12 protein-coding genes are annotated in these 16623 nt (G+C 51.0%); 9 read left to right on the plus strand and 3 right to left on the minus strand.

The features are described 5' to 3' along the window. Positions 1–348: 348 nt before the first annotated feature. Positions 349–3213, minus strand: coding sequence for a UvrD-helicase domain-containing protein (locus ACOZ4I_RS20250; RefSeq protein WP_424005587.1), 2865 nt, complete (start codon positions 3211–3213; stop codon positions 349–351). Beyond that, a complete protein-coding gene (locus ACOZ4I_RS20255; protein WP_424005589.1) occupies positions 3210–5795 on the minus strand; it encodes a PD-(D/E)XK nuclease family protein in 2586 nt (861 codons plus the stop codon). The genes ACOZ4I_RS20250 and ACOZ4I_RS20255 overlap by 4 nt, the downstream gene beginning before the upstream one ends. 191 nt (positions 5796–5986) lie before the next feature. Here ACOZ4I_RS20255 and ACOZ4I_RS20260 point away from each other — a divergent pair, with 191 nt between their 5' ends. From ACOZ4I_RS20260 to ACOZ4I_RS20275, 4 genes are all read left to right on the plus strand, one after another. Then, positions 5987–8002 carry a DEAD/DEAH box helicase family protein gene (locus ACOZ4I_RS20260; protein ID WP_424005591.1) on the plus strand — a complete coding sequence of 672 codons (2016 nt, stop codon included), beginning with the start codon at positions 5987–5989 and terminating at the stop codon, positions 8000–8002. Positions 8003–8581: 579 nt separating this feature from the next. After that, on the plus strand, positions 8582–10180 hold the full coding sequence (locus ACOZ4I_RS20265; RefSeq protein WP_424005593.1) for a restriction endonuclease: 1599 nt from the start codon (positions 8582–8584) through the stop codon (positions 10178–10180). 187 nt (positions 10181–10367) lie between these two features. Further along, complete coding sequence (locus ACOZ4I_RS20270; RefSeq protein ID WP_424005594.1) at positions 10368–10832, plus strand: hypothetical protein; 465 nt, start codon at positions 10368–10370, stop codon at positions 10830–10832. Positions 10833–11635: 803 nt separating this feature from the next. Next, positions 11636–12829: a PQQ-binding-like beta-propeller repeat protein gene (locus ACOZ4I_RS20275; RefSeq protein WP_424005596.1), complete on the plus strand. Its 1194-nt coding sequence runs from the start codon at positions 11636–11638 to the stop codon at positions 12827–12829. A 111-nt stretch (positions 12830–12940) separates the two neighbouring features. Here ACOZ4I_RS20275 and ACOZ4I_RS20280 read toward each other — a convergent pair whose 3' ends face one another. After that, positions 12941–13636, minus strand: coding sequence for a hypothetical protein (locus ACOZ4I_RS20280; RefSeq protein WP_424005597.1), 696 nt, complete (start codon positions 13634–13636; stop codon positions 12941–12943). Between the two features lie 160 nt (positions 13637–13796). Here ACOZ4I_RS20280 and ACOZ4I_RS20285 point away from each other — a divergent pair, with 160 nt between their 5' ends. The 5 genes from ACOZ4I_RS20285 (at position 13797) to ACOZ4I_RS20305 (ending at position 16500) form a co-directional block, all read left to right on the plus strand. After that, positions 13797–14282: a winged helix-turn-helix transcriptional regulator gene (locus ACOZ4I_RS20285; RefSeq protein ID WP_424005598.1), complete on the plus strand. Its 486-nt coding sequence runs from the start codon at positions 13797–13799 to the stop codon at positions 14280–14282. Further along, positions 14279–14758 carry a hypothetical protein gene (locus ACOZ4I_RS20290; RefSeq protein WP_424005599.1) on the plus strand — a complete coding sequence of 160 codons (480 nt, stop codon included), beginning with the start codon at positions 14279–14281 and terminating at the stop codon, positions 14756–14758. Before ACOZ4I_RS20285 ends, ACOZ4I_RS20290 begins: the two co-directional genes overlap by 4 nt. 128 nt (positions 14759–14886) lie before the next feature. Beyond that, entirely contained in the window at positions 14887–15312 is a 426-nt protein-coding gene (locus tag ACOZ4I_RS20295) for a hypothetical protein (protein WP_424005601.1), read from the plus strand. Between the two features lie 329 nt (positions 15313–15641). Further along, entirely contained in the window at positions 15642–16184 is a 543-nt protein-coding gene (locus ACOZ4I_RS20300; RefSeq protein WP_424005603.1) for a hypothetical protein, read from the plus strand. A 1-nt stretch (position 16185) separates the two neighbouring features. Further along, positions 16186–16500: a hypothetical protein gene (locus ACOZ4I_RS20305; RefSeq protein ID WP_424005605.1), complete on the plus strand. Its 315-nt coding sequence runs from the start codon at positions 16186–16188 to the stop codon at positions 16498–16500. Positions 16501–16623: the final 123 nt, after the last annotated feature.

A 16623-nucleotide genomic window follows, 5' to 3' on the forward strand; every position in this document is an offset into this window, starting at 1 on the left:
GAACTCGTCGTTGGTGCTGTTCATGACACTTCCATTCGGGAATGCTTTAGAACCGGCGATATCAGGCCTCAGTAGTTCCCCATCCGAAGCGTAACCCTGTTCCAATTCAGGTCTTGACAGGACTGTTTTCGCCACAGTCCCTGTCTTTTGGCCGCTTATAATCTTAGCCATCGAATTGATTGTCTCACTCATCGGGAAGATTATAACCTTTGCCTAGACAATCCTGGAAAATGCCCGTCCTCAGGGTCTATTGATGTAAGTTAATATATTTGACAGGCAATCGAATCGAGATGGAACGCCGGCCCCGTTTGCGAAGCCAGACCAGTCACGATACTACTCGAGAGTAGATCAGACGCCTTCAGTCGCCGACGAACCTACTTCCTTGACAAGCTCTTGAAGGTCACTCATGTCGAGTGGCGTGATGTCCACACGGGTTCCGGACTCCGTATACAGGATACTTGCTGTGACTTCACGATCAGGATAGACAGCACGAGCGACGTGGTAGTAGACACTCAGTTGCTTGCCGTACTCGTCTTCTCCGTGCCGGCCGCGATCCGTCTTGTAGTCCACAATCTCGACACAGTCAGGCGTTACGTGAACGAGGTCAACAACCCCAGAGATTGTTACGCGTTCCCCATCGACCGATAGCGGCAGGTACGCATCCTCTTCAACCAATAGTTCGTGGCCCAGGCTGTCGAGGAAGTGCTTGACATTCGCTTCGTCACTGTTCGATGGCTCGACAGCCTCACCGAGAGCATACGCCTCGGCAAAGTCGTGGACCTGTGTGCCGAATTCGGTGCCGCGGCCACCAGAGACATCCTCAAAGACGTCATCACGCATCAGCGTGTGGGGGGTATGACTTCGTGGCCCTTCTGGAACTGCCATCTCGACCTGGAGCGTGGTCTGTCTGGTTTCTCTGTCCGTGTTTGCTTCGACATCTGGTGTGACTGATGCAACGTCGACTGGGAGTTCCTCGATGAACGTGTTTGGGTCTTCACCAGCGGACAAGACGACGTGATTCTCGGCACGTGTGATTGCGACGTAGAGGAGACGTCGCTCCTCGTCGTAATTGCGAGGGAGACACTTCTGGAGGACATCAGCGTGCCAGTTGTCGTAGACGTGAGGGACTCCGTGTGCTTCCTCGGAGTACACGTTGTGCTGTCGCAGGCCAACAGGATCATCATACGTGATGGCTGCGCTCCCACCGCCACGTGGTGGGAAGCGGCCGCTGTTCATGTTCGCGAGGATAACGATGGGGTACTCGAGTCCCTTCGTTGCGTGAATCGTCTGGACTGTCACCGAGTTTGTTCCTGCGCCAGCATGCACCTCATGGGTGCTCCCAGCCTCGATGCCACGTTCGATGAAGCGGATGAGGTCACCGCGCGTCTGTGTTGTCGCGTTGTGAACTGACTGGAGCGTGTGAAGCACAACGTCCGCAGTCGGCCCATCGTAGCCATAGCGACCAAAGACACGCCGTGCGACGCCACCCAGCGTCTCCATTCCCTGGAGTTCCTCCTTGAACGACGTCATCGGGTCAGGATATGTTTCGTTCTCGAGGATCGATTTGCTTTCCTCGAGCGTGTAGCCCGCTCGCTCGAGAACAACTGACCAGCCACGGTCGAGGTCGTCTTCCAGGATGCGTAGCCAGGCAAGCAAAAGCTTCGCCTGATCTGTCCGGAAGAGTTCGATGCCCCCCTCATAGGCCATTGGCAGGCCATACTCCTCGGCGGCCCCAAGCAACTCACGACCGAAATCACGGGTGCGCGTCACGACAGCAATATCGCCGTACTCGGGCGTCCGGAGCGTGCCGTCCGCATCTGGAACTTGGTACGCCTCATTGCCGACGATTTCCTGCACCTTCGCCAGAACGGCTTCCAGTTCCTCGTCACTCTGGATCCCCTCGATGGTGGTGTTCTCGTGCTCTGCGTTCGAGTTGAGGGAGACGATGCGGTCGTTGACGGCCTCGACATCGACATCGTCGTGGTTGGCCGCCGAAACACGCAAGCTGTGTTCCGAGAACTCGAGGATTTCCTCGGTAGAACGGTAGTTCTCGGTGAGTTCGATGGTGTTGATCGGGTGGGTTGGAAACGAGATCCGTTCGTGATCGCTATTCAGCTGCTTGACGAACCGATCCAGCCGATCTTCGAACTCGACGATGTTGTCGACGTCGGCATACTGGAAGCTGTAGATGCTCTGTTTCCAGTCCCCAACAACGCAGATATTGTTCGTGCCAGCGAGGAGGAGTGCGAGCTTGAACTGGATCTCACTGGAGTCCTGGAATTCGTCGATCATCACGTACTCGAACGTGACGTCCTCACGGAGGTCGTGATTCTCACAGAGTACTACGAACGCGAACAGCTGGAGCATCCCGAAGTTCAGGTAATTCCGCCGGAGCGCGAATCGGAGATACTCGTGATAGACGTCGTGGACGAACTGCTTCAGCTCTGCCCGATCCTCATCAAAGATTTCCTGTGCGAGGTCATCAGGCACCTGTTTGCCGTTCCCGCGAATCGCTGATTTCTCGGGTGCAACAGGGAGGTAGGTCTTGTTTCGTCCATAGCGACCGAGCTTCGACCGGAGCACCGACTGCTTGTTCCCACCATTCCGGGGCTCATTTAGCTCGTCAAATTGCTGCTTGAATGCGTTAAAATCCCCGTCAAGGTGTCGTTCGCCGTCTCTGTACCAGCCCTCGGCGGCGGGGAAGACGCCTTTTGCGGCCAACTGATTGAGCAGCCCTAGGAGATCACTGGGGTCCGAGACTGCCCGAAAGAGATCGTCGTACTCGGGGTGGTCATCACTGAAGCTGTCGATGAACTCCTTGAACAGTGCCTCTTCGACAAGGTCGTCTTCGATGATGCGTGTTGAGCCCGTGATGCGGTCATCGATCCCGAGATAGGTGGGTGCGGCGTGGCCGTGCTCTTCAAGCAGGTCGTGGCACAGCGAGTGGAATGTCTGGATTGGCGCATCCGAAAGTTCACGCATTCCGTAGTGCGAATGCCTGACGATTCGCTCTTTCATTTCGGCGGCCGCGTTGTTCGTGAACGTCACTAGGAGGACATCACTTGGTTCGACGTCGTCCTGTGAGACGATGTTCGCGTAGCGGCGCGTCACGCTGAAGGTCTTGCCGGTGCCAGCGCCAGCGTCCACACGATACAGACCGTCTGTACTGTTGATAAGGTCCTGTTGCTGGTCGTTTGGTTCGAGGTCGGTCATTGGCCGCCCTCCAGAAGCAGATCGCGATTATCTACGTAGCGATAGTTTGGTTCGCCGCGAAGCCCTGCAACCGGGAACCGTTCGGTCCCAGCGCGTCGGTGATTTAATTCCGTAAGGCGCTCGTCCACGAACGCCTCGAACGCGTCAAGGTCACCTTTGAAGTAGGTCTTGCCACGAACGCGTGTGAGCTGGCGTATTGCCTGTTTGCAGCCCGACTCGACGTACTTGTAGTCGCCCACACGGTCTTTCATTCGAGCGATCAACGTATGGCCGAACGCTGAAGAAATAAGTTCGTCACTATCCGTTGTTTCCGGAAGGTCCGTCTCGGCAAACACCGCAGCGTAATCCCCGTAGTCAACCTGGGACAGCGTCTTCTGGCAGTTGTTCGAGCCCTCTTCAACCAACTCATGGAAGAACTCCTCGGAACGGGCGTACTCCTCGAATGGCATTGGATAGTAGGTGACTGTTGTCAGCGTGTCCTGCAGGTCACCCTCCCCGGCAACAACGTCATCGAGTGTCTCGAGGAAGTGGAAGAACGTGAACTCCAACTGCTGGTCAGGATACTCCGAGCGCCAGTGTGTGAGGTATAACAGTGCCTGGAAGTTGGGCGAATCACTGGGTGGATCGAGCGCGGCATCCTTGACGACCTGGGAGGCGCGTTTGCGTCCACCGCTCTTGTGGTCGACCAGTTGCGACTGTGACTGAACCAGATCGATCTTCCCTTTCAGGCCCAGCTCGTCGTTCTCGAACCACCGCTCAGTGGTGGGTGAGTCGACTGGTCGATCAAAGCGCTCAGCAAAGACGTTGGTCCCCCAGTCGCTCGTGGTGGTCAAGAACTCGCCATCGACCGGTGTGTGCTCCTCGAAGAACCCAATGATTGTCTCGATGCCAGCGCGGTATTTCGTCCGGCGCGTTGCCTCGTCGACTGCCCGGACGAACGGTTTCGTCTTCGTTAGCATGTACTCCACGACGTCGTCGATGACGGTCGCGTCAACGAAATCCGGGTGGTGGACGTAGAACTCAGCGAAGTCGTGGAAGAGATTGCCCTCCTTGAAGTAGTCCTTGTCCGGACTCTCGACGAGTCGACTGAAAAAATGATCCCGGGGTGAATTGACATAGGTTCCGAGACTCGACTGGCTGATCGTCGATACGTCAGTGGTAGTGATGTCGGTCGGTTCGTTTTCGAATCCAGTTCCGGAGCGGTCAAACCGTCGTGTATGCGTCTCCGAATCCAGGTCGCTGAAGCGCTCGAATTCCTCGTCGAGCAACTCCTCGAAATAGAGACAGGGTGTCACCGTGGAGCCACCTTTCGCATCCTGCACGAGATAGTATTGCGTCGTCCCGCTTTGGAGCAGGAGCTGGAACTGTTTGATATTGCGTGTGTACTGGGCGTCTTGGTCGACCCAGGGACGTCGTGGTGCTGAGTGTGACCAGTCATCGCTGAGCCCTAAATAGAAGACAACCGGCCGGTCAACATAGGCAGCTGACTTGGCGTCAGCGAGCAGTACACCCTCGTTCTCGCGGTCGATTGGAACCTCGTAACTTTGGAGATAGAATATGAGCTGATCGACAGCGGGCTCAGTTGCGGGACTGTCATCGATGCCGAGCGTCTCCAGTTCCGCACGGAATGTGTCGAGATCCCGGCCCACTCTGTCTTCGAACCGGTTGAGTGCCTCAGTAAAAGTGTGAGCCTCGATTTGGTCACAGAAATCGACAATCCAGTCGAGTTCGGCGTCATCGATTTCGTAGAGTCGCTTCTCATCGTGTTCGATGTCAAGTGAGATGTCCAGTCTTGCCAGAAGCGGCCGGATCTCGCTGACACGGGTATCAGTGCCGCCGTGTGCAGCGCGAAGTAACTGGACAAATGTTCGGTGGTCGGGATTGTCGATGAATCCAGGACCGCCGTAAAACGGAATATCTGAAGCCTCGAGGGCGGATTCGATGAGTGCCGAGAACTCACTCTCTTGGTCGAGCACAACTGCGACGTCGTCGGCATTCTCCTCAGTAACGGCATCCACAACTGTCTCGACAATAGCTGTCGCAGAGTCGAAGATGTGGAACGGCGGTCTGTCAAACTCTCGAGTGTCGAATGTGTCGTATGTATCGTATTCGTCGGGGAGGATCGACCGTTCCAGTTGGGTCAGTTGATCGTAGCCGACAACAGCGACATCCTGTTCAGCGGTGATTCGATAGTCAGTGAGCCGCTGGGATGTTGTATCGAGTTCGTCGATGTACGAAACTGCCTGGCGTGTTGCATCGCCAACGTAGGCTTCGTAGTCGAGGATTGCCTCAAGACGACCCTGATGCTCCCAGCACTGGAGGATATTCCCGATAGCGTAGGCACTACGTTTCCAGTCGAGATCGGTCTGTTCGACGAGTTCCAGAAAGGCGATCCGGTCTTCAGCCGCTTCTCGGCGTCCCGCTGCGAGACGGCGAGGAGTGATTGCAAACGAGCCGAGATGGGGGCGGTCGATGCGGCGGTTCAATGCACTGGCCAGCGGCGCGTCAGGAACGATAACGAGGTCGTACTCAGCGACCTCGTTGTAGAGATCGTCGATTGGTTTGGCCCTGGAAAATGACACGACGGAAAGAGGCTGCTGTCAACTAATAAAGGTTCATAGAGCGATGAGACGATATTTCGGACTGACACTCCTAATCATCACTATCACTGTCATGATTGGAGTATCCCTCGACAAAGATCCATCCAAGCTCGTTTTTTCAGCACTGGAACCAGAGTAACATATTTCAAAGCAACCACCATACTCCCTACTGAATGACTGAGTCCCCGGACACAGAGGGTGCAGATAGTGGACTTTCGGGGTTGTCGCTCAAGGACGAATATCGCTCAAGCGATAATCCATTGGAACAGTTCTATATTCCAGCATTGAGGCGGGCTACGCAGTACGATCGTGCTGCGGGCTACTTCGACAGCAAATCTCTCCAATTTGCTGCCAATGGACTTGCAGGGCTAATTTCGAATGGGGGGACGATGCGACTGATTACGAGTCCACGGTTGGATGAAGATGATATTGAAGCCCTTCAAGCTGCAGAAGACGAGTCCGAACAACAGTCAATCTTGGAGCAGCGGCTCGAAAAATCGCTCTTCGAAGGCGATTACTTGGAATTCGTCAAAACTGACCGCTTCAAATGCCTCGCGTGGATGGTTGAGCAGGGATATCTGGAAATCAAAATTGCCTATCTCAACTCCGCAACGGAATCTAATCCGTTCGCACATTACCATGAGAAGCTGGGGATTATCGCGGACGAGGACGAGAATCGCGTTGCATTCTCGGGCTCAATCAACGAAACAGCCCTTGCGTGGACCGAAAACTACGAGTCATTTGATGTTTTCAGAAGTTGGGAACCTGGTGAGAAAAGCCGGATTAAAAACAAGGTAGACGCGTTTGATAAACTCTGGACCAATAACGACGATATGGTAACCGTTCGGGAACTCCCAGAGGCAATTGAAGAGGGATTTGCCGATCGAAGCCCTGGAACTGTTGATGGCCTTCCTGCACTGGAGCAGTTCTTTACAGAGGAAGGAGAAGGCACGACGTCAACAACCACTGACTCTGATGAAATCGAACTCTGGGATCATCAAAAGGAGGCAATCAGGTGGTGGCGAACGCATGACTACCGGGGATTATTTGCTATGGCTACGGGTGCGGGCAAGACCTTTACCGCCCTCCGGGCAGCCCGATTACAGGCTGACGTCCGCCTCACCGTGATTGTCGTCCCCTCGAAAGTTCTGCTTGCTCAGTGGAAAGATGAGATCAAGTCGGTCTTTGGTGACCAGATTGACCTCCTCGAATGCAGCGGAGATACGAATTGGAAGGCAGAAATCACGTCTATGGTTGATCCGTTCCGTGTGGGATCACTGGATGCAGTGCATGATCTGCCACGTTCGGTGGTTTTGACGACGCTCCACACGGCATCCAGTGAGTCATTCCGGAACTATTTAGCGCATATTCCGGAGGATCGGCTCCAGATGATTGTTGACGAAGTCCACCGCGCAGGTGCACCCTCGTTCCAGGCAATCTTTGAAATCGATGCTGGCCGACGAATCGGCCTCTCGGCAACTCCAGATCGGCAGTGGGACGAAGAGGGTACTGAGGCAATCTATGAGTATTTTGGCGGCCACGAACCGTTCCAATTTACCACAGAAGAAGCCATTGAGAATGGCTATCTCACTGAGTATGAGTACCATCCAATCATCTGTGAGCTAAAACCGTACGAGTTTGAGGAGTATGCCGAACTCTCCACGGAAATTCAACAGCTCTCAGCGCAGGTCAATTCTGACAAGAACGTTGATGAAGACACACTGGATCGGTTAGAGCATCTGCTCCGTGAACGAGCCGATATTAAAAAACGAGCAGAGAACAAGCCGGATATGTTTGAGAGGTTCCTCTCGACAGAGCATCCAAAACCAGCACTTGTCTTCTGCGAGGACACCGAACAAATCGAGGCGCTTGAACAGCGCCTTCGGAACCGCTCAGATGTTGACTACGGCGTCTATACAACAACTCGAGAAAATGAACAGGAAGATGCCTTCTTCCGGTTTGAGAAGCAGGTGATTGACTATCTGTTGGCGATCAAGTGTCTGGACGAAGGTGTTGACGTCCCAGATTGCTCCACTGCATTGATTATCGCGAGTTCACGAAATGAAAGAGAGTTCATCCAGCGTCGGGGGCGAGTCCTTCGACAGACTGATAGCGTTGACCGGGCACAGATCTATGATATCTTGGTCTTACCTGGACTCGGGAACCGTCAGAGTATCCGAGATCGCTAAGAACCTCCGTATAGGGGAAGTCAACGGTCTCGAAATCTGTGAGTGTGTACCCCAGTTCACTCTCCGCATTATCCCACACGATCTCACCGAACTCTCTGCTCCGGAATGGCGTCCCAACGCGGCCAATCGCGAACACGTCTCCATCTTTCGTGAAGAGAACGAAGTCACCAGCTTCCATCTCTTGCCAATACGTCTCCTTCGTTGAGCCGTGAGTCGTTCCCCAGACTCGGGCTGCATCTAGATCCGCGATCTCTTCGGGCAGTGGCACAGTATCGAAATCCACCTCAGACTCAACAGTCTCCACAAAATATGGCATCCAATCGTCATTTACTGGGTGGAAATATAACTTCGTCATCGCTTGCGTTAGTACTCAGATAGGAGATTGATAGCTCTTGTCTCTCAAAAGATGTAGTCTTACCCTGGGTAGTATATTCAACTATGGTCAAGGTTTGCCAACTCCAAGAAATAAAACTCATAGAACATGTGTTTAAACATTCTTTTTCTGTTTCTATGATGTCGAGTGATACCAGCTGATAGCCCCAAGTGAATCTATTTGCTCTCTGCCCCCATTTGATCTTCATGGGCCAAATAGAGCAAATTGCTGAAGATGCAAGGGGTGACGTTGATCCCGATCTTCTTTCGAAATCACTGTCTCACGGTGAGCGCCGAGGATATCTTGTACGACCAGCTATCGAATACATCTCGTCAGGCGAATCCATCGAGTACGTCTTTCACAACAAAACAAAGGGGATCACCTACCAATCCGGAGCTACGTTCAAACAGCTCAAATCAAACCGGGGCTGGACTATCCTCGTGATCACCGATGCCGCGATCTATACCCTCATCGGAGATGCTGGAGGAAAGGGAGAAGATACAGGAAGCAGGATTCCCCTTTTCGATGTCGACCACATCGAGTCCCGGGAAGGGATATTCAAGAATAAGATAATAATTCAGACTGATGGGTGGCAGTGTTCGATACCTGTTCAGTTCAATGATCCCGTTTCTGAGGGGGTTGAATACGTCAGAGGCAGGATTGAGGGTGAAATACAGACCTCACAACACGAAACAACGTGGTCAGTTCAAGTGCTGTACTCGGTCGAACCCACGACATTTGAGTCTATCTTGGCCCATCTGTGGGAGCTTAAAGGATACTCAACAAGGACCACGAAAGGAAGCGGAGACAAAGGGATCGACGTAATCGCAACGAAAAATGACGAGAACATACTCATTCAGGCGAAACGATATCGGCCCAAGGAAAACAAGATAGGTATTCAACAGGTACAACGCGTCGCCGGCCTCCTATCAGACGGTGAGTTTAACCCCACCTCCGTCATTGTGGCAACAACCTCTGAATTCACGGCTCAGGCCGTTGAGCGGGCATCAAATATCGAAGGGATTAGTCTGATGACCGGAGATGATATTGCGGCCGAGTTGAGGGAGTATGGAGTGTCTCCGTCTAGGTTCAATATTCAGAAATCACCGAAAGAACGGACAGAGACCAAAGAAGAAGGAGAAGGAGAAGGAGAAGCCGACGAGGTGAGTGCTGAATCAACCGATAGACGCAGTAAAGAGACTGAATTGGTCTCGGAGAAGGACGCCATAGATGGTGGATCAACCGGTAACCATAGTGAGGAGACTGAATTAGGTCCAGAGAAGACCGAAGAGGGTGTCTTCCTAGACGGGAAGCATTTGGCGTTGACCGTGACCGGCATATGGAACCAACATTTGACTGGACTGGTCATCGGGGCAGGTAATTCTACAGACGGACGGCTGCTTGCACTCACAATCCACAACAAAGGAGACGTCGAATGGGAATGGCGTGGGTATGATTATCTCACTATTATAGATGAGGATGGCTTCGCATACAAACCCGCCCAGAAGCTCCATACTCACGACCTGCCTGCTGGTTGGCAGACTCGGCGAATCAACATTCAACCAGAGACACGTGTTCGGTACCTGGGATACATCGAAATGCCGCCAGATGTTACAATCTCTCGGATCCGATATGCCCAAAATGTGCCAACTGCAACCAAGGCGCACACCGGCTTAATGAGTGCTGATATTGCACCAGATGAGAAGCTCCGCCAGTTGAACCAAGAGGAGGTAATCGAGATCTCTCTCGACTCCGAATTGAGAGATCATATCGCTGGCCCCCCAGCCGGATTTCCAATCAAGTAAAGATCATTCATTGTCAGTGACCTGACTGCCTCACGAAAGAGGTGGTGTTTTCGAAATATTGTTTTTGATAAACTCCAACGAAGGGAGACACCGCCTTCTCACCCGGCAAGTGTCAACTCACCTATGTATGTGGTGAATACCTGATTCCAACATGGATATATAATGCTAAAATCGATTTGCTAATAGAGTGATAAGCAGAAGATTAGATCATGGAATCGAGGACGCTCGTCTTCTGGTAAAAGGAGCGTTAGAGCTTATTGATGACATCAAAACCTATCATGAGTCACAATACAACGAGATCATAGCTAAGACCGGGTTTCGCTGGGGTATCATTTCATCCAGCTACGGAGAGAAGCTCACTGTTTCTTTGACATCGATAGATGAAGAGACAACCGAAGTAACGGTCGTTGGCGAAAAAGAAGTGGAGATAAATATCGGTGCAAATCCGGATCAGTATGTCCTCGAATTTATCGACCGCTTAGAAACACTCGCTGATTATCCGTTAGATGACGTAATAGAATTGCTGAGCGAGGAGACCGCAAATTCAACCAAGGAAATGACTTCTCCATCGGATCAGGCGGATGGGTCACAAATGATTGCGATTGCGTTTGTGGCCATATTTTTGATGTTTATGTTCGTCCTGATAATCTGACCAATACCAATACGAGACACATCAATATTACCAATGGCACTCAAATCATTCGGTGGCACCATACTTGCACTAGGCGTACTCCTGGTTCTTCTTGGCCTTGCCCAGCCAGCAACTGTCGCGGATTCAAGCACTGCGTGTGTTGATTCGTCAATGTTCGGCCAAGAATGCTCAACTGTGTCGTACGAACGACCCAATTTCCTGCGAAGCCAACTCATCGGTGCAGGGCTGTTCCTCTCCGTTAGTGGTGCGATCTTATACGGTGTGGGTAGCCGAGGAGGGCAAACAAAACCAGCCCCTAAACCACAGAGTGAAACAGTATCACATGCGTCAAATGAGGAGGGTTCTGAACGAGACACCCAACCAAAGGACGCGAATTCTCAGACGCTCCGTGAACAATTAGAGGCTAAACAACAGGTCAAGAGCAGTGCTACAGACCTCGGTTCAAACACTGACACACGCTCTTCAGTCAGCCAGCGAAAGTCAGATGAGCACAGGTCTGCGGCAAGCGCTACAACTAGCACCGAGACAACAAATATGATCGCCAATGGATCTGCTGCGTCGGTTTCGATACCTGATGAAGAGAGTGTACGAGACTCGCTTCCGGACAGTCTTTGGATGTCAATTGCGGGCTTGATCGGCGCCTTCCTGATTACAGGTGTGGCCGGGGCGACTGTTACGATACAGAGTTGGTTCCTCCGGACTGTCGTATTTGTTCTCTCAGCCCTGCCCGGAATTGGATGGGTCTATCTGTATCTGCGTCGTAAACCGGAAACTGACCAGACTAATATAAGCGAGAACAACCCATGAACCGACGTACGTTCCTTCGTCAAGCGGCTGTTGGTGTTGGCTTAAGTTCATTAGTGGGTATGACACCACTGAACCCCCTTACGCCCAGCAATAGTAATACAGATCGAGAGGCAGATTACCCCGTCCAGCCGACCCCCGAACCAGTTGAGTCGACCCCAACCCCCGAGCCTCTCCCAGATTACGTACTCTGGGGTGCCGAGGTTACAGGTGATCCATCGGGGATCGCCGTTGGGCCAAGTGAATCAGATCTATTCATTTCTCTTGGAAGCAAAGTCTATCAGATCGACAGCAAGACTGGTTCCGTAGGGTGGAATGCCGAATCAGAACAAACTATTGAGAGGCCGGTTGGAATCAGTGATGACCACGTGTTTGCAACTGGTCGACATGGGAGACTCTTAGCGATTGACCGCGCAACAGGTGAGCGGCTTTGGTTCAAAGACACGGACTCATTCTCGCCGGACCGTCCGATTGTGTATCAAGATAGCGTCATTGTGGCTGGCCAATCTGTCAAGGCCTTCGGTACGTCAAATGGTGAACGGCGTTGGACAGCTGACGTACGGTTCACAACCCCCCGTGCTATCAGGTCAGGTGAGTACCTCTATCTTGTAGATACCCGTGACACTGCCAAAATCAATCTGCAGGACGGAGCAACCGAATGGAAGTGGGAAGAGCGAGAGTACACCGATGGTCCATCATACAATGTAACGATCAACCACCAACGCAACCGGCTCTTTGGAACGAACGGTAGCGATCTGTTCGCTATCGATACGGAGACTGGTGAACTTATTTGGGCTGGGTCAGATCCAGGGATCTTCCACTCGCTCTCATCACACGGAGACATCCTGGCCTATCACATCATCACTGAAGAAGAAAACTCAATGCTAGGGGCTATTGACCTGGCCGCAACCGAAATCAAGTGGGAAAATATCACGTCATTAGATTATTCGGAGTGGAACTATGGTCAAGTATCCACCGAGCTATGGAACTACCAGAACTCGATGCTCGCTGGAACGGAGACTGGGCATATTGTTACGGTTAATCCACAATCGGGGGGTCTGCAGACTGCCACACAGGTTGTAGATGGGCCGATTCAGCGACTGCACATTACTGATGATCACGGGATTCTCGTGACAGAGCGGCTGATTAGAGCGATTGAACTGCCTACTGTGTTGACATCCTCTTCTGCTTAAAGGCGGCTGAATCCCAAGCATTGGGACATAAAGTCTGCAATCGCCTCGTTATCTCGGGGGCGATCCCACGATTCAGTAATATGGCAGAATAATATCGATAGCCAGTCCAGATTATTGATTCTCGTAGTATCTATCCTGTAGTCGGAGTTTACAATCGTTCATTGCCCAATTGATACACCGAGAGCGAACGGCATCGAAGCCATCATCAACAGCATTTGATTCGATTGTATCCCAGTGAACACCTTCAAGCCCGACACTCCCAGTGACGAGACTGCCTGTTTCATCGTAGTTACTCTTTTCAAAGAGGACCATCGTTCGTCTCACGTCGGCATCTACCTGATCGAGCCAATATTTGAGCTCTGCAAAGACAGATCCATTTGGATCTTGAGTCAGTTTATGCTGTCCATGAGTATGATCAGAAGGGCTGTCCTTTTCTCGAAAGGCACGGTCAGGAAGTGAGCTCCGTTTGTGAGTTGGATCAAGAAAGAAAAATATCGCGACATCCGCATTCTGCAGAAACTGATAGCTGACTTCTGTCCAGAACTCGCGTAACTCTTGCTTTTCTTGATCTGTGAGAGAATCCTTATCCAGATGGGTTGGAGTTGTCTCGGGCCGGTCAGTACAAAGCTTTGCTCGCTTGAATCCCTCGTCCTGGAGTTGGTATTTGATTTCGCTCAGATACGGGTGACAATCAGTGACGTAGGGGCCGCAGATATGAACCTGCAAATATTCGTAGAGGGCACGATCAGATTGATCCTCAATCCGCTCGCGTGCCCCATCGAACCCATTGGGAAACCGGCTCGTCATTTAGTGTAAGATGATAGCTTTGGCGATACCTTTATCCTTGTGGGTCAAGTATATTTGACTAAGTACAATGGGCGCAATATCCCACTACGATACGGCTTGAGCGTGTGATGCCAAAATTGGCCCGAAAAGCCTATACTAGCTGAGTCAAATAGAGTTGACAATGACTGAAATCATCGAAAAAACGGCAGAGAAAATTCCGTTGGAGATTCGTTCAGCAATAGCTGCATTCAACAATGACACCAAGCAAGCAATTGTGATCACCCTCATAGATGAGGGGGCGCTCGCATTTAGTGAGCTAAAAGACCAGCTCAGCTCTGAAGAGGATGAGATCCATAATCAGACGCTCTCGAATAGTCTTCGCGCTCTCCAGCGCGGTGGATTGATCAACAAGCGAGCGACCAGTGTAGAAGAGGGCCCGTTTGATGCCTACTACGAAGTCAGCGAATATGGTGAGCGATTTGTTCACTGTCTTCTAGAATCATTGGGATCTGTTGACTCATTTGAGAGGGCAGACACAGAATTTGCACCTGTGAATCACATCCAAAGGCAAGATGGAGACGGGCCAGTATTGGTAGAAGAATACCACCAAACCTCAAGAGACGAGTCTGTCGGAACTGAGGAACAGCACACACCACCGGCCCAATGATCCCGGATCTTTCTCTCCCAGAATATTATATCACCTCCGTTGATATCGATGCCACACCGACTGTTGGAAAAACGGTTATCGGATCTGTCGGCAGTGAATTCGATATAGAAAATCCGACATACACATCAGACCCAGAAGGATTCCAGTGTTCCGCATCGTTGAAGTTAGATTTATATGTCGATGGAAAGGCACCGTGGCAAGTAGAAGATCCGACAAAGTTCGGTGAAATCGAAGTAGACCTTCTCATACACATCCCAGATGAAAGAGAGAAAATCGAGAGCCACGTCGAAGACTGGTCAGATGATAGCCCCTATGAAGAAGTGAATGAAGAACTTCGCCACCATATTGAGTCTGGCATTCTCCAGTATATCATTGATCCGATTGGTGATCTACTCTCGAATTCGTATAATGGGATCATTCCTCGTATGAGATTTGTCCATTCCTCAGCAGATAGTGAAAAAAGAACAGACGGGTGACGCTTCCTCGATGACGCTGCTGGGTAGTGGGAGTGCAGTTAGTGAACCGCTTTGAGTTAAGCCCCTGAGACACTTGGCTTGCTCCAACTGTAGATAAAGACCAAGAGGATCGGTCATCACATCTGACCATGGCCAACAGGAGCAGTAACAGGTCAGCCAAGCTCGCCAACAAGGCGGATGTAAGATACGATATCGACACCCCATTCACTGACCACGATGCCAAGATTCTCTTGATTGAGCGTGAGGACGATGAGGTAGAGGTGATCGTCGGTGATATCCCCGAACCAACCGGATATAATTTCGATAAAAACTATCCCGATCTATTAGACGATGAGCAACAGCTACGGTGCCACGCTGTCGCAGAGTGGATCGTCGATGAGACAACAAGGATGTTCTCAAAGTATGACTGGGAGACATCCGAGTATAAGACTACCAATCCGAACTACCACCTTCGAGACATCTATTTTACCTGCAGCAAGGATGAGCTGGACCAGGCAGTGATGACGGCGAAGAAGTTCATAACGGAACTGGAAGAAAAACATTACTACACGTGAAGAAATTCAATCGGACGTACTATAGCCCGAATGACGATCTCTAGAACACCTTGTCTGTAACGCAGAGTGGCTGTTCATCCATGACTCGGCTTCTCTCTCACATGTTTCAACTAGCAGTTTTCGAGTCCGAAATATAATCTGGGTACTTGCATCTCTTTCAGGTTATCTGATTCTCATTGAAGACCCAACTCGATAGAGAATCTGACAACCAGAAGATTCTGGAGAGGCAGAAGTTCAACCGCTGCCAGAATTCTCACGACTAAATATTACTATCTAAATACAATAAACATTTATTATAACTGAGGCTGTATTATCTTCTCACCAAAATCATGGATGAGGAAATCGAACGGATATCATTCAATTACGATGGAGACGCGCTGGAGGCGTCGCCAAAATTCACTAAATTTCTAAAATATATTTCTGAGAGCGAGCAACCCAATCAGACGTTATTCCAACTCGGTATATTGACCGAACAGTGCTGTGTTGTAGAGAAGAGCCTAGTTCTCGAGACTAGTAGCGACACGGTTACGAACGAGGACCTGAGGTTGGAAACGAAGCGTGACGATGAGCCAATAAAAGAAAAAGCAACAAAGATTGAGAGAACGGTATTGGGGAAAGCTCGTTACACTAAGATTAGTATGAGCGAGTATTCCGACCGGACGTTGCATGCGGTACAGTGGCTTCTGTCGGAGCTCAGTAAAAACTTCAATGACCAGAGAAAGGAAGCTATTGGGAAATTCTGTGCGAAGACTGGTCTCAACGGGATCTTCGAAGAGCCCGAGCGTGAAACACAATCGCTATCTTCAGAGGTGGAGCCCCTACAGTCGCATCTCTACGATAATGAAAAAATGCCACACGTGGGGAAGCTATAGGATGACAATAGAGATTGACATCGTCTCACGAATTCCACAGATTGACTCAATCATATGTTTCTGTGAACCCCACAGTACCAGGTACGGCAAGAAGGTCTATGTCACGTGTCCATTCAGAGCTAAAGACGCACTCAAAGATCTATCCTGGAGTGAGACCCACAGGCGGTGGGACCCCGAACAGGAAATGTGGGAGATTGATACAAGTGGGCTTGCCTACGCGATCAACACCCTCGCAAAGGATGATTATAACGTGGCTGTTACAGAGGATGTAGCGGTAGAAGTTTTGGACGAGCCACAATCGGAGATCAAGGTTTAATAGATGAGATCTTGCTGAAAATAAGTTGAATCACAGTAACTGGTGATTGTAAAGTTTCGTATCATCTGATGATGGCAGACGAATACCCAAACCGACGATCGGAAGTCAAACGTTATGTCACTT

The organism is Haloarcula salina (genome assembly GCF_049603855.1).
In the GTDB taxonomy this organism is placed as follows: domain Archaea; phylum Halobacteriota; class Halobacteria; order Halobacteriales; family Haloarculaceae; genus Haloarcula; species Haloarcula salina_A.

Excerpts from the sequence above, each read along its gene's own strand:
- ACOZ4I_RS20250 (WP_424005587.1), bottom strand. The coding sequence starts at position 3,213 with ATGACCGACCTCGAACCAAACGACCAGCAACAGGACCTTATCAACAGT.
- ACOZ4I_RS20260 (WP_424005591.1), top strand. The coding sequence starts at position 5,987 with ATGACTGAGTCCCCGGACACAGAGGGTGCAGATAGTGGACTTTCGGGG.
- ACOZ4I_RS20265 (WP_424005593.1), top strand. The coding sequence starts at position 8,582 with ATGGGCCAAATAGAGCAAATTGCTGAAGATGCAAGGGGTGACGTTGAT.
- ACOZ4I_RS20275 (WP_424005596.1), top strand. The coding sequence starts at position 11,636 with ATGAACCGACGTACGTTCCTTCGTCAAGCGGCTGTTGGTGTTGGCTTA.
- ACOZ4I_RS20280 (WP_424005597.1), bottom strand. The coding sequence starts at position 13,636 with ATGACGAGCCGGTTTCCCAATGGGTTCGATGGGGCACGCGAGCGGATT.
- ACOZ4I_RS20285 (WP_424005598.1), top strand. The coding sequence starts at position 13,797 with ATGACTGAAATCATCGAAAAAACGGCAGAGAAAATTCCGTTGGAGATT.
- ACOZ4I_RS20290 (WP_424005599.1), top strand. The coding sequence starts at position 14,279 with ATGATCCCGGATCTTTCTCTCCCAGAATATTATATCACCTCCGTTGAT.
- ACOZ4I_RS20295 (WP_424005601.1), top strand. The coding sequence starts at position 14,887 with ATGGCCAACAGGAGCAGTAACAGGTCAGCCAAGCTCGCCAACAAGGCG.
- ACOZ4I_RS20300 (WP_424005603.1), top strand. The coding sequence starts at position 15,642 with ATGGATGAGGAAATCGAACGGATATCATTCAATTACGATGGAGACGCG.
- ACOZ4I_RS20305 (WP_424005605.1), top strand. The coding sequence starts at position 16,186 with ATGACAATAGAGATTGACATCGTCTCACGAATTCCACAGATTGACTCA.